General features: G+C 72.2%; 12 protein-coding genes. 4 read left to right on the forward strand and 8 right to left on the reverse strand.

The features are described from left to right. Positions 1 to 178: 178 nt before the first annotated feature. Both WJM95_RS31880 and WJM95_RS31885 read left to right on the forward strand, forming a co-directional pair. The gene (locus WJM95_RS31880; RefSeq protein ID WP_339134041.1) at positions 179 to 595 is read left to right on the forward strand and encodes a hypothetical protein; all 417 of its coding nucleotides are present in this window, start codon (positions 179 to 181) and stop codon (positions 593 to 595) included. A gap of 82 nt (positions 596 to 677) precedes the next feature. After that, positions 678 to 1,085: a hypothetical protein gene (locus WJM95_RS31885; protein ID WP_339134042.1), complete on the forward strand. Its 408-nt coding sequence runs from the start codon at positions 678 to 680 to the stop codon at positions 1,083 to 1,085. A 36-nt stretch (positions 1,086 to 1,121) separates the two neighbouring features. Here WJM95_RS31885 and WJM95_RS31890 read toward each other — a convergent pair whose 3' ends face one another. Genes WJM95_RS31890 through WJM95_RS31900 form a run of 3 tightly spaced genes read right to left on the reverse strand, consistent with a single transcriptional unit; the run spans position 1,122 to position 3,477 of the window. Then, positions 1,122 to 1,967, reverse strand: coding sequence for a phosphatase PAP2 family protein (locus WJM95_RS31890; RefSeq protein ID WP_339134043.1), 846 nt, complete (start codon positions 1,965 to 1,967; stop codon positions 1,122 to 1,124). Beyond that, entirely contained in the window at positions 1,964 to 2,788 is an 825-nt protein-coding gene (locus WJM95_RS31895; RefSeq protein ID WP_339134044.1) for a polyphosphate polymerase domain-containing protein, read from the reverse strand. The genes WJM95_RS31890 and WJM95_RS31895 overlap by 4 nt, the downstream gene beginning before the upstream one ends. Then, complete coding sequence (locus WJM95_RS31900) at positions 2,785 to 3,477, reverse strand: DUF4956 domain-containing protein (RefSeq protein WP_339134045.1); 693 nt, start codon at positions 3,475 to 3,477, stop codon at positions 2,785 to 2,787. The genes WJM95_RS31895 and WJM95_RS31900 overlap by 4 nt, the downstream gene beginning before the upstream one ends. 255 nt (positions 3,478 to 3,732) lie before the next feature. On the opposite strand from WJM95_RS31900, the gene WJM95_RS31905 reads away from it, so the two are divergent. Together WJM95_RS31905 and WJM95_RS31910 are read left to right on the forward strand one after the other, a co-directional pair. Beyond that, positions 3,733 to 4,404, forward strand: coding sequence for a response regulator transcription factor (locus WJM95_RS31905; protein WP_339134047.1), 672 nt, complete (start codon positions 3,733 to 3,735; stop codon positions 4,402 to 4,404). Then, complete coding sequence (locus WJM95_RS31910; RefSeq protein WP_339134049.1) at positions 4,401 to 5,813, forward strand: ATP-binding protein; 1,413 nt, start codon at positions 4,401 to 4,403, stop codon at positions 5,811 to 5,813. The genes WJM95_RS31905 and WJM95_RS31910 overlap by 4 nt, the downstream gene beginning before the upstream one ends. A 5-nt stretch (positions 5,814 to 5,818) precedes the next feature. On the opposite strand, the gene WJM95_RS31915 is transcribed toward WJM95_RS31910, so the two are convergent. From WJM95_RS31915 to WJM95_RS31935, 5 genes are all read right to left on the reverse strand, one after another. Next, positions 5,819 to 7,000 (reverse strand): MFS transporter, encoded by a 1,182-nt coding sequence (locus tag WJM95_RS31915; RefSeq protein WP_339134051.1) that lies wholly within the window; start codon positions 6,998 to 7,000, stop codon positions 5,819 to 5,821. 446 nt (positions 7,001 to 7,446) lie between these two features. Beyond that, entirely contained in the window at positions 7,447 to 9,882 is a 2,436-nt protein-coding gene (locus WJM95_RS31920) for a SpoIIE family protein phosphatase (protein ID WP_339134053.1), read from the reverse strand. A 160-nt stretch (positions 9,883 to 10,042) separates the two neighbouring features. Then, positions 10,043 to 10,738, reverse strand: coding sequence for a response regulator transcription factor (locus WJM95_RS31925; RefSeq protein WP_339134055.1), 696 nt, complete (start codon positions 10,736 to 10,738; stop codon positions 10,043 to 10,045). Positions 10,739 to 10,742: 4 nt separating this feature from the next. Beyond that, on the reverse strand, positions 10,743 to 11,972 hold the full coding sequence (locus tag WJM95_RS31930; RefSeq protein ID WP_339135984.1) for a histidine kinase: 1,230 nt from the start codon (positions 11,970 to 11,972) through the stop codon (positions 10,743 to 10,745). A gap of 28 nt (positions 11,973 to 12,000) precedes the next feature. After that, on the reverse strand, positions 12,001 to 12,879 hold the full coding sequence (locus WJM95_RS31935) for a CPBP family intramembrane glutamic endopeptidase (RefSeq protein ID WP_339134057.1): 879 nt from the start codon (positions 12,877 to 12,879) through the stop codon (positions 12,001 to 12,003). Positions 12,880 to 13,043 lie beyond the last annotated feature (164 nt).

The following is a 13,043-nucleotide window of genomic DNA, read 5'->3' on the forward strand; positions in this document are numbered from 1 at the left end:
CGTCAGCCACGGGCGCTCCTGTGCGACGGCGTCGGTCACGGTGTCTCCCTCACTCGAACCCGATGGCCCTCATGATCGTTACCGGCCGCGCAAAGGGCAACGGATCGCGGCGCCTCACATTCTCGGCAGCTGTGTCGTCGTATCCGCGACGGAACACAGACGAGCAGAGGAAGACACCGTGGCCACGCAGACCAGCTCCAGGCCGAGCAGCACCTTCTACCCGGCGTTCGTCCGCGTCGCGGTCGCCGCGCAGACACTGACCTTGTTCTTCCAGGCGGCCACGGCCGGCCTCCTGCTCTCGCACCACCTCGGTGTCCTGCACGCGGTCGGGGCCCGGGTCATGTACGGCGCGGCCATGCTGTACGTCCTGGCCGCCGTCGTGGCCTGGCGCCCGGGTGGCGGCTCGCCCAGGCCGATCCTCTACGGCACCACGTTCCTGGTCCTCGCCTCGGTGCAGGTGGTACTCGGCATCACGCACACCGTGAGCCTGCACGTCCCTTTGGGTGTCCTGATGTTCGCCATGAGCTTCTACCGGCTCGGTCGCGAACTGGAGGACATGGGCCCGGTGTTGCGTCATGATCGTGGCGGGCGGTAGAACGCGCCGGTGTCAGGATCGACGGTCCGGTTCGACGCGGTCCCACCTTCGAGTCGCGGTCTCAGCTTCCATGGGAGGCACGGTGCAACGCAAGACTGTCGCGGTCCAGGGGGATCGCGTTTCGGAGTGGGGTTGGTTCCTGGCCTGGCTCGCGGTCGGCGCGTGTCTGGCCCTCGGGCTCGCCGCGCTGCTGTCGGTGGGGTTGGCCTTGATCGCCCTGTCCGCCGTGGCCGCGGTCCTCCTGCTCCGGAAGGGGCACAGAAATGCCCTGGTCGGAGGCGTCGCGGGCCTGGCATTGCCGCTCTTCTACCTCGCCTACCTGAATCGGGGCGGTCCGGGCGACGTGTGCCACTCCACGGCCGAGGGGAGTACGTGCACCGAGGAGTACGCGCCGATGCCGTTCCTGATCGCCGGTTGCCTCCTGTTCGCCACCGGCCTTGTGATCTTTCTCGTGCTCGATCGCCGGCGCCGGGGCACGCACCAACCTTGAACTCGGCCGCGGGGAAGCGGCCCGGACCCGGACCCGTCAGCTCTGCTTGGCGGCCAGTTCGTAGTCGCCGATGAGGTCGCCGAGCAGGGTGCCCGCGAGGATGTCGCTCGGGACGTGACCCGCCATGTAGACGCGGGAGTAGACGACCTCGTCCTGCATCCAGCGGTAGTCCTGGGCGCGGTGCGGGGCGAACGCGCCGAGCAGGGTGACCGCGGCGGCGGAGCGGGCGGCGTGGCGGGAAGGGTAGGAGTACGGGCCCTTGGTGCCGGGGGTGATGTGCTTGTCGGGGCGCAGGCTCGGGTCGAGGACGAAGGGGGCGGGCTGCTGGTCGCGTGCGGCGAGCTGGTCGCTGATGGTCTTGGCCAGGCCCAGGGCCGACTTGAGCCGCGCCTTCTCGTCCGTGCCCTTGGCGGTGGAGACGAGTTCACGCTGGTCGTGCTGGTACAGCTTCCAGATGTCCTTCTTGCCGTAGAGCTCCAGCCAGGTGGCCGCCTTCTTCCCCGGGGCGGTGCGGATCTTGGCGAGGTCCTGGACGTCGTGGAGTTCGGCGGTGCGCGCGGTGGCCGAGGGCGGTGCTGGAATCTGTGCGGCGACCCACGCGGTGAACGCCTTGTCGTCCCGCGTCGTCCCGTGCTGGGCGGTCCACCGGGTGAAGAGGGCGTCCGCCCGCGTGCGCTGGGCGGCGACCTGCCGGCCGAGGGGCGTGATCGTCGCGTCGGCGAAGAGCGTGGGCGGCGGGTTCTTGCCGATCACGGCGGTCGCTCCGGGGCTTCCGGTGACGACGGCGGCGAGTTCGGGGCGGATCAGGCCGACGGAGGCCACGGCGACGGCGGTGACGGCGATCGCGGCGTACGGCCACCTGATCTTGCGCAGGGCGTTCATGCGACGGGGGTCCCTTCGAGGAGCGGTGCCGGCGTGCGGTGCGGGCCGGCGTCGAAACGGGTGCGGGCGAGACGGCGTATGTCGTTGTCGGGGAGCCCGGGGGTGAGCAGGGACTGGCCCACGAGGTACTTGCTGAGGGAGACCGGCCGGACACCCAGGCTCAGCAGCATCCGGTCGGCGGGGGCGGGACGGGCGCCGCCCTTGGTCTCGACGAGGACGAAGTCCGGGTCGAGGGCGGCCGAACGGTCACCGTGATGGCAGGTGAGCACGCCGTCGAGGGTGACGCGGGTGCCGTGATGCAGGTCGGCGAGGGCCGCGCGGAGGTAGCGGATCTCCGTGGTGGCGACGAGGTCCTCGGCGCGGACGGGGATCTCCGATCCGGCGAGCACCCGGTCCACGAAGGCGGACGCCTCCTCGTCGAGCCGGCCGTACCGCTCCGCCGGGGCCCGCAGCGCGTGCTTGACCGTCGCGCCACGGCCGTCCTTGGTCTTGACCTCCACCCGGCACAGCCCGTCCTCCGCGTACAGGCGGGTCCGCACCTTCCAGCGGCGGCGGCGCCCCTGCGCATGGGCGCGCCAGGCGCCGAGCCGGGGGGTGTCGAAGTAGGTGCTGTGGTAGGTGGTGGTACGGCGGCCTTCGAGGTCCAGGATCCGGTGGCTGTCGGCCAGTTGCCCGACCAGGCGGCGGGCGAGGCCGAGGGGCACGAGGTACTTGCGGTCGGTGCGGTGCTGGAGGGCCGCGGCCGCGTCGACCTCGGCGAGTGTCGCGCCGTGCGGAAGTGCGAGGCCGAGCGCCCGGGCGAACGTGTTCGCGGGAGTCACTGGACGCTCTCGGCTTCCCTGGCAGTGGGCACCTCGGGCTCGCCGACCGCGGGGATCTCGGTGGTCTGTGCGGGCTGCCCCGGTTCGAGGGGGAAGCGGGCCGCGACCCGGGTCGTCTCGCGTACGTAGTCGACCTCGTCGACCTCCACCGTGAGGGGCACCCGGCCGAAGCGGGCCGCGACGTCCCACAGGACGTCGGACTCGTCGCCGTAGGTCCGGTCGAGGGTGAGTTTGACGACGCGGGTCGGGTTGTACGTCCGAGGGTCGTCGACCAGAAGCACCGCCACCAGCACGAGGACGTCGAGCCCGATGGCGAGCCAGCTGGCGCGCTGCGGAAGCCCGTTGCACAGCGCGATGACCAGCGCGGCGAAGGTGTAGGCGACGTCCCGGAGAGTGAACGCCGCGCTGCGCAGCCGGACGAGGGAGAGGATGCCGAACAGACCGAAGCCGACCCCGGTCGGGAACTTGCCCGCGCTGATCGCGCTCATCGCGGCGAACAGGCCGATGTTCAGCGCGGTCAGGACGAGCGGCATCTCCTGGGCGCTGCGGCGGCGCCGGTAGAGCCAGCCGACCAGGATCAGCAGGGCTATGACGTCGAGGGCGCCTCGCGTCACCAGGTCGATCGGGGAGAGGTGGTTCGTGATCCCCTTGGCGGCGAGCACCGATGCCACCGTGTACGGCGCGTGCATGGCAGTTCCTTCCGCGCGGCGCATCGAGCGGCGGACCTGCCCAGGTCCGCGGAGCACCGCGACGCGAGGAACGCTAGAGACGGCGCATGAACAGACCATGAAGGCTTCCGAGCGGCCGGCGCCCCGCGCCCGCCACGGATGATCCCGGTCCCGGCACGGATGATCCCGGTCCCGGCACCGGATGATCTCGTTCCCGGCACCGGGTGGTCGTGGGCCCGGTTCGGAGGCGTCGCGGGCCCGGTTAGCCTGACCGTCATGCACTGCCTGGTCGTCGACGACGAGACCCGCCTGACCGATCTGGTCGTCCGCTACCTCAGCGAGTCCGGCCACACCGCCGAGGGCCGCTACGACGGCCCCTCCGGGCTCTCCGCCGCGCGCGACCCCCGCCTGGACGCGGTGGTCCTGGACGTCATGCTCCCCGGCCTCGACGGCGTCGAGGTGTGCCGTTCCCTGCGGAGCGAGGGCATCGACGTCCCCGTGATCCTGCTGACCGCCCGTGGTGACGTGAGCGAGCGGGTCGCCGGCCTCGACGCGGGCGCCGACGACTACGTGGTCAAGCCCTTCGCGATGGAGGAACTGCTGGCCCGGCTGCGCGCGATATCGCGGCGCCGCCCCGACCCGGCGGGCCGCCTGCGCGCCGACGATCTCGTCCTGGACCCCGAACAGCAGCGGGCCTGGCGCGGTGACCGCGAACTCGATCTGTCGCGGCGGGAGTTCGCTGTCCTGCGGGTGCTGATGGAGAACGCCGGCCGGGTCGTCTCACGCCTCCAGCTCCTCGACGAGGTCTGGGACGGCGAGACCGATTTGCGCAGCAACGCCATCGACGTCCATGTCTCCAAGGTCCGGGCCAAGGTCGACCGTGCCTTCGGCCGGGACACGATCACCACCCTGCGCGGCCGTGGCTACCGCCTGGAGACCACCCCGTGACACGGTCGCCCGGACGGCTCCTCACCCGGTTCCAGCGGCTGCCCGTCGTGGGCCGCCTGGTGCTCGCCGTCGCCCTGGCCATGACGTTCGTCCTCGTCGGCGCCGCGGGTCTGGTCTACTGGCGTGTCGAGACGGCTCTGGACGGCCAGCTGGACGAGGACCTCGCCGCCTACCAGCACACCCTCGACCGGGCCGTGCGGAGCGGCCAGGATCTGCCGGCCGGCCCGAACGGCAGCCTGGGCCAGGTCCTCGACAGGCACGGCCGGATCCTGCGTGCCGGCGCCGCCGTCCGCGATCAGCCCCTGCTCACCCCGGCCGAAAGCGCCGCCGCAGCACACGGAGCCGTCGTCCGGCGCGACATCGGCGCGCTGCTGCCCATCACCGCCGGCACCCTGCGGCTGCGCGCACAGCACGTCACCGTCGGCGGACAGCCGCGCATCGTCGTCGCGGCCGTCCAGCGCGGCCACCGCGACGAGGCGCTGCGAGAGCTCCTCGCCCAGCTCGCCTTCGCCTCCGGGCTCACCCTGCTGGCCGCTTCGTACGTCGGCTACCGCACCGCCCGCGCCGCTCTGCGCCCCGTCGAGCGGTACCGCCTGGGTGCCGCCGCCCTCGCCGCGGGCGCCGACGCGTCCCCCGGTCTGCGGCTGGAGGTGCCGACCGACCGCGACGACGAGATCACCCGGCTCGGGCACACCCTGAACCGCATGCTCGACCGGCTGGCCGCCTCCGCCGCCCGCGAGCATCAGTTCATCGCGGACGCCAGCCATGAACTGCGCACCCCGCTCACCCTCATGCGGGCCGAACTCGACGTCGCCCTGCACCGGCCCCGTACCGCCGAGGAACTGACCGAGACGCTGCGAGCCGTCGACGCGGAGGCACGCCGTCTGGTCACCCTCGCCAACGCACTCCTCGACCTCGAACAACTCGGCAGCGGCGAACGCATCCAACGTGTCCCGATCGCTCTCGACCGCCTCCTCGACGACACCTGCGCGCAGTACCGGACCGCCGCCGAACGCGACGGCCGCACCCTGACCGTCCTGTACGACCACGCCACCGTGCGGGTCGACCCCCGCTGGCTGGAACCGGCCGTGGGCACCCTCCTGGACAACGCCCTGCGCCACGGCCGCGGCGCCATCACGGTGAACGTCCGGGCACGGGACGGCCGTCTGCTCCTGTCGGTCTCCGACGAGGGCGCAGGCTTCCCGCCGGACTTCCTGCCGCACGCCTTCGACCGGTTCAGCCGCGCCGAGGCGAGCCGCACCACACCCGGCGCGGGACTGGGCCTGGCCCTCGTGGCCGCGGTCGCCGCCTCGCACGGCGGGACGGCCCACGCCGAGAACGTCCCACCAGCGACCACGGGAACCGAAGGAACCACAGGAGCCACGATCACCCTCGACGTGCCCTGCTGAGCCGGTCAGCGGGAGGCACGCACCCCGGCGGCCCGTCGTACGAGACCGACCGCGGGAGCGATGGCCAACAGCGCGGCCAGGGTCGCGTAACCGTGGTCGAGGGTCGTGAGGGTGGCGACTCCGGCGACGAGCAACGGGCCTCCGGCGTCGCCGAGTTCGCGGCCGAGCTCGGCGGCACCCATGGTCTGGCCCAGCCGTTCCACGGGGGTCGAGGCGGCCAGGGCCGCGAAGCCGAGCGGGGTGATCAGGCCGGTTCCGGCGCCGATCAGGGCCGCGCCGGACAGCACTCCCGCCACCCCCGGCAGGGTCGCGCAGCCCAGACCGGCGGCGGTGAGCAGCAGCCCCGCCATGATCCCGCCCCGCGCGGTCAGACGCCCGGCGTCCAGGGCGCGTCCGGCCCGGGGCTGGACGACGGCGGCGCAGGCCGCGAGCACCGACACCGCCGCACCCGTGGCGACCGTGTCCAGGCCCGCCGCCCGGCCCGAGACGGGCAGGAAGCCGACCCCGACGGACAGGGCGGCCGTCGCGGCGGCCAGAGCCGCGGTCGGGCGGAGGAAGTCCGGATGAGCGAGCCGCCTGGCCAGACCCAGCACCGTCTGCCGGGCCTTCGGCAGCGGCGGCACCACGGGAACGGCGAGCGCCGCCCAGACGGCGACGGCCGCGCCGAGCAGCGCGAGGACGACGAACAGCAGCCTCAGGCCGCCGGTCCACACGAGGACACCGCCGAGCAACGGGCCCAGCGTGTAGCCGACGGACTTGTAGAAGCCGTAACTGCCGTAGGCCCTGCCGTGCTTCGCCGCCGGGTTGAGCCGGGCGACCAGCGCGGAGGCGGAGGGAGAGAAGGCGGACGCGGCGGCGCCCTGCCCGAGACGCGCCGCCCACAGCAGGCCGGGGCTGTCCGCCACCGCGTACACGGCGGACGCGGCGGCGAACGCGACGAGCCCGCCGAGCAGGACCGGACGGGCCCCGACGCGGTCCGCCAGCGTGCCGAAGACCGGCTTGAGCAACACCTCGGCCCCGTCGTACAGGGCGAGCAGACCGCCGAGCGCCATCAGCGAGGTGACCGTGCCGCCGCCGAGGTTCGCGGCGATGCCGTGCGCGCCGAACGCGGTGGTGAACCCGGCCGCGTACAACGGCCACATCTGCCACGCAGGGGCCAGCTGGGGGGCACTGGGGGTGCTGGTCATGGACTCCGTTCCGGTGGTCCGCGCGGGGCGCGGAATCCTCCTCCGTGCGGCCGTCACCGGCGGTCGCGCACTGCGTGGGACATGCGCCGGCCTCGCCTGTCCGAGCCGCTGCCGGCGTACCGAACGCGTCTCGTCGTATCAGATCGCGCAGCTGGTGAGAAAGCACCTCGTGCCCTGAACCGACCAGGTGCTCCGTCCAAGTGACAAGGCTGCTGCCCTAAAGCATGGCGCACGTCGCCGGCAGTCGCGTTCAATACCAGCGGACCTGGGCGGCCCCGTTGATGGCCCTGGGACTGACCCTGCATCCTTCGGACGGAGGTGCGCCTCTGACGTGCTTCAGCGGAGGCTGCATCCTGCGCATCTACGGGGACAGGGCCCGCCTCCGCCGTTGATCCGGACCTGGTCGGCCGTCGCGCGGGTCGCGGTCTCGTGACGGCCGCGGGTGGTCACGGCTGTGGCAAGGGCTGCTCCGTCCAGACCGTTTTGCCGTCGTGGGCGTAGCGCGTGCCCCAGCGTTCCGTGAGTTGGGCGACCAGGAAGAGGCCGCGGCCGCCCTCGTCCGTGCTGAGAGCCCTTCGCAGGTGAGGGGACGTGTGGCTGGTGTCGGACACCTCGCAGATCAGGCAGTGCGTACGGATCAGGCGCAGGGTGACGGGGCCGTCCCCGTACCGGTAGGCGTTGGTGACGAGCTCGCTCGTGATCAGTTCGGTGGTGAAGACCATGTCCGACAGTCCCCACTCGGCCAGCTTCGCCGTGATCAGCTCCCTGGCGCGGGAGGCGGCGGTCGCTTCCAACGGCAGCTGCCAGGTGGCGACGTTCTCCGGCGGCAGCACCCGGGTGCGGGCCATGAGCAGCGCGATGTCGTCGTTCGGGCGGCGGTTCGTGGGCAGCAGCGCCTCGATCACGCCGTGGCAGGTGCTCTCCAGCGGATCGTCGGTGAGGGCGAGACATTCGTGCAGCTTCTCCAGCGCGGCGTCGATGTCGCCGTCGCGCGCCTCCAGGAGCCCGTCGGTGTAGAGCGTGAGCAGGCTGCCCTCCGGGAGGTCGATGTCGTACATCTCGAACGGCAGTCCGCCCAGGCCGAGCGGCGGACCCGCGGGCAGGTCGAGCACGGTCACCCGGCCGTCCGGCGTGGACACCAGGGGTGCCGGGTGGCCGGCGCGTGCCAGGGAGCAGCGCCGGGAGACCGGGTCGTAGACCGCGTACACACAGGTGGCTCCGAGCGTCTGTTCGACCGGCGGCTGGTCGCCCTCGGCGTTCGCCTCCACCTCGGCGGCCAGCAGGCTGACCAGGTCGTCCAGCCGGGCCACCACCTCGTCCGGTTCCAGATCGAGGCTGGCCAGGGTGCGTACGGCGGCCCGCAGGCGCCCCATCGAGGCCGCGGCGTGGATGCCGTGGCCGACCACGTCCCCCACGACCAGCGCGACCCGGGCCCCCGACAAGGGAATCACGTCGAACCAGTCACCGCCGATGCCCGGTTCCCCGCTCGCCGGGAGGTACCGGCAGGCCACCTCGACAGCCGGCAGGTCGGACACCGCGCCCGGCAGCAGGCTGCGTTGCAGGGTCAGCGCGGCGCTCTGCTGCTGGGTGAAGCGGCGCGCGTTGTCGATGCACACGGCCGCACGCGAGGAGAACTCGTGCGCCACCGCGGCATCGTCGTCCTCGAACGGCTCCGACTGGCGTACGCGCCACAGGCTCACCACGCCCAGGACGAGGCCGCGCGCCAGCAGGGGCACCGCGATCAGGGAATGAACACCGAGACCCACGGCGACCTCGATCCGCCGCCGGTCCATGGCGTACCACTCGGGGCGCAGCGACAGCAGCCGTTCGAGGACCGGGCGACGCTCGGCCAGGCACCGCGCCTGCGGAGAATCGGGCAGCAGCGGCACCACTTCGCCTTCCTGATACGGGACCCGTGGTTCCGCGGGCGACAAGGCCACGCGCAGGAGCGCACCCGCCATGTGCGAGGGCAGTTCGTCACCGAGAGCGACCGGCTTCAGGAGGTCCACCGAGCAGTAGTCGGCCAGGCCGGGGGCGGCGACCTCGGCCAGTTCCCGGGCCGTCTGCGTCACGTCCAGTGAGGTTCCGATCCGGGCGCTGGCCTCGTTCAGGAGGGTGAGCCTGCGTCGCGCCTGGTAGCGCTGCGTCACGTCCTCGATCGTCTCCGCCACGCCGAGGACCCGGCCCGAGGAGTCCTCCATCCGGAACGCGGAGACGGACACCATCCGCTCCCGGCCGGGAGCGTGGCGTGTCCGGGCCGACTGCTCGGTGAAGATCAGCGGCTCGCCGGTCTCCAGCACGTGGCGTACCCGCTCCTCGGCCGGACCCGCGTCCTCGTCGACGAGGAATTCACCGGAACTACGGCCCACCGGCGCCTCGGCCGTGATGCCGCTCGTCTTCTCGATCGCCCGGTTGATCCGGATGACTTTCCTGTCCGGGCCGTGAATGGCGAGACCGATCGGGGACCGGTGGTAGAGGCCGTCGAGCAGCGCGCGGTCCCGTTGCCAGGCGACGACCTCCGAGGCAGGGGCACCGACCAGGAACCACTCCTGACGATCTCCGTCGCGGGCGATCGCACGGGCCCGGAAGCCCATCTCCACACGCCGTCCGTCGTGGTGCCGGACGGGCAGGACCCCGAACCAGCCCCCCGCCCTCATGGCTCCCACGACGACGGACCGCGCCACCGGCAGGTCACGGGCGTCGATCAGCAGATCCCGCCACGCCCGTCCGATCACTTCCTTGGCCCGGTAGCCCAGCAGCTCCTGGGCACGCGCGCTCCAGCCGACCACGGTGCCGTGGTCGTCCAGCACGGCCGAAGCGGCATGCCCGAGGGCGAACGGATCCTCGGGACTCTCGCTGAAATGCATCGAGGGTGTCCCCATAACCACCTCTTCGTCTCCGTGCCTCCGATGTTCCTCCTCCCGCTGCCCGTCCGCGACTCTCCCCTTCCCCCCGGCCCCGTCAGTCCGCCGCTCTCTCCCGGTCCCGTCAGTCCGCCGCTCCCTCCCGGCCCCGTCAGTGCGCCGCTGTCTCCCCGCTCCGTCAGTCCGCCGCCGGGATCAGCCCGACCCGGTACGCGAGGACGACTGCCTGGACGCGGTCGCGCAGGCCCAGCTTGGCCAGGATCCGGGAAACGTAGGTCTTGACCGTCTCGGGCGTGATGAACAGCGCCGCGGCGATCTCCTTGTTCGACAGCCCCTCGGCGATCCGCCGGAGCACGTCCAGCTCGCGGGGGGTCAGCGCCCGTGCGAGTTCTTCCCTGGCGGCCGGCCGTGAGGTCTCGGACGGCCGCAGATGTTCGGCGAAATGACCGATGAGATGGCGGGTGACGGCGGGTGCGAGCAGGGCCTCGCCCCGGGCGACCGTCCGGATCCCGTTCACCAGCTCCGCGGGAGGCGCGTCCTTGAGCAGGAAGCCGCTGGCTCCGGCCCGCAACGCGTCGTAGACGTAGGCGTCGACGTTGAACGTGGTGACGACCAGCACCTTCGGAGGGACCCCGGCATCGGGACCGGCCAGCTGCCGGGTCGCCTGGATGCCGTCCAGCAGGGGCATCCGGATGTCCATCACGACCACGTCGGGCCGCAGCCGCCGTGCGGCTTCCACCGCCGCGTGCCCGTTCTCGGCCTCCCCGACGACCTCGATGTCGGGCTGCGCGGAGAAGATGGTGACGTAGCCGGTCCGCACCAGTGCCTGGTCGTCGCAGACGAGTACACGGATGGGCTGCGGCGCATGGCTCACGGGGTCACTCCTGAACGGGCCGGGAAGGAATCGTCGCGCGGATCTCGAACCCGCCCTCGGGCCGGGCTCCGGCCTCCAGTTCACCATCCAGCATCCGCACCCGTGCACGTAATCCGGCCAGACCTCGTCCGCCTCCCGGGCCGGGCTTCCGTGCGGCCGGTACGGCCGCGGGGGAGGCGGCGGGTGCGTCGGTCGTCACCTTGATCTCTACGTGTTCCTCGCGATGCCGGACCAGGACGCGTGTGGTCTGCCCGGACGCGTGCTTCATCGCGTTGGTGAGCGCCTCCTGCACCACGCGGTACGCGGCCAGTTCCACGTCCACGGACCGCGCCCGCCGCTCGCCCTCCTCGCTGAGCTCGACCAACTGACCCGATCTGCGGGCCTGTTCGACCAGGTCCACCACCCGTCCCAGGGTCGGGGCCCGGTCCGCGCGCGCCGGATCGGCGACCGCGGACTCGCCGGTCGCCTCCAACACGCCGAGCAGGTACCGCAGTTCCGTGAGCGCCCGGCGACCGGTGTCGCTGACGGCCGTCAGTCCCTCGGCGGCCCGTTCGGGCGCGGACGTGAGCAGGAACTGCGCCGCGTCGGACTGGACCACCATGGCCGTCACATGGTGGGTGACCACGTCGTGCAGTTCGCGGGCGATCCGTGCCCGCTCGGCGGCCGTGGCCACCTCGGCGGCCAGCCGCCGCCGCTCCGCCTCTTCCCGTCGCCGCGTGCGTACGGCGCCTCCCACCAGCCAGATCGCGGCCAGAGTGAGATAGAACGCCAGGAAGTCCGGGATCTCCTGCGGTGAGCCGAGGTGGTGCAGGACGACGGCCAGGACCGCGTAGGCCGCACTGGCCGCGACGGTCACCGCGCGGCGGAGACCGGCCAGATGGGCCCCGGCGGAGTACAGGGCGAGATACAGCCCCATGCTCCCGAACGTCGTCGCGAAGCCCATCGCCTGGTGCACGGCGAACGCGCCCGCGACGACGGCCAGACAGACCGCGGGCCACCGGCGGCGGGCCGCGAGCGGCAGGGTCTGGGCCAGGACCAGCACGATGCCCAGGGCGTTCGCCGGCCGCTCGGGCAGATCGCCGATCTGCCCTCCGATGTTCGACAGGGTCGGCACGAACGCCAGCAGAGTGAGCGTCAGAGCGAGGACGCCGTCCTTGACGGAGGCGTCCCGCTCGCTCCACCAGTGCAGGGGCGCCCGCAGCGGCGTGGGACTCCAGGACTCCTGACGGAACATCATGTTCTCTTTCTCCGACCGGACTTGCTCACTGACGGGCCTTGCGTCGCGGCAGCAGGCCGCCCTTCCGGCGGGCGAGGGCGATCAGCCGGACGGTGATCAGTACGCTGAGGGCGACGGGCACGATCGACGTCTCCAAGCCGAAGCCGCCGCCGTTCAACAGGGCGGAACCATGGACGTCGACGGTGTAGAGACCCTCGGGCGTGTGTCCGGAGACCGGGATGCCGAGCAGTTGCTCAGCGGTGTTCCAGGCGAAGTGCAGGCCCGCGACGAACCAGATGCTACGCCGCCACAGGAACGCGGCACCAAGCATGACGCCTGCCTCGACGGCGATCGCCACCGCGCTCCAACCGTTGGCCCCCGGAGCCACCAGGTGCGCGACGCCGAAGAACAGCCCGGTGATCGCGATGGCGGCCCGGCTGCCCCACAACTGCTCCAGAGCCTGGAGGGCGAGGCCGCGGAACATCAGTTCCTCGGTGACCGAGGCGCCGATCTGCACCATGACCGCGGACCACACGACCGACACGAAGCCGTTGCCCGCCCAGGAGAACGAGTAGCCCCCGAGAGCCGTGATCAGGAGTGTGGACACGACGATGAAGCCCAGGCCGATCCCGCCGCCGAGCAGGGCCTCCCGGCCGGCCCCGCGGCGGGCGATCTCCGGCGTGGAGCGTCGTGCGACGAAGCGCATGACCGCCCAGTACACGGCCACCGCGGCGGCCGCTCCCAGCGCAGGCACCGGACCGGGGCCCGTCGCGGTCAGGCCCGAGACGAGACCGACACCGACCATGCCCGTCAGCATCCAGCCGAGGGGAGATCGAACGATCCGGCCGAAACGGCCGCCCCGGCCGTCGTTCTCGTCGTCCAGGCCGGAGCCTGTGTCGTGCGGTGTGGTGGGCTTCGTGCCCATAGTGGCCTCCCCTTGTCGGTCGTGGTCGCGTCGGTGGCGACCTGACGACCACGCTAGGGACGCGCCGATGTCCGCGAGTCACCCGCACATGGACAACACCTGTAGCTCGCAAGGGGGATGCGCCGCCCCCGCCCACCCGTCCGGCACGGGTGTCGGGACGGGAT

Source organism: Streptomyces sp. f51, assembly GCF_037940415.1.
GTDB lineage: Bacteria > Actinomycetota > Actinomycetes > Streptomycetales > Streptomycetaceae > Streptomyces.

Coding starts and splice junctions, on each gene's coding strand:
- WJM95_RS31915 (WP_339134051.1), bottom strand. CDS start 7,000: ATGACCAGCACCCCCAGTGCCCCCCAGCTGGCCCCTGCGTGGCAGATG.
- WJM95_RS31935 (WP_339134057.1), bottom strand. CDS start 12,879: ATGGGCACGAAGCCCACCACACCGCACGACACAGGCTCCGGCCTGGAC.
- WJM95_RS31890 (WP_339134043.1), bottom strand. CDS start 1,967: ATGAACGCCCTGCGCAAGATCAGGTGGCCGTACGCCGCGATCGCCGTC.
- WJM95_RS31900 (WP_339134045.1), bottom strand. CDS start 3,477: ATGCACGCGCCGTACACGGTGGCATCGGTGCTCGCCGCCAAGGGGATC.
- WJM95_RS31905 (WP_339134047.1), top strand. CDS start 3,733: ATGCACTGCCTGGTCGTCGACGACGAGACCCGCCTGACCGATCTGGTC.
- WJM95_RS31920 (WP_339134053.1), bottom strand. CDS start 9,882: ATGGGGACACCCTCGATGCATTTCAGCGAGAGTCCCGAGGATCCGTTC.
- WJM95_RS31930 (WP_339135984.1), bottom strand. CDS start 11,972: ATGTTCCGTCAGGAGTCCTGGAGTCCCACGCCGCTGCGGGCGCCCCTG.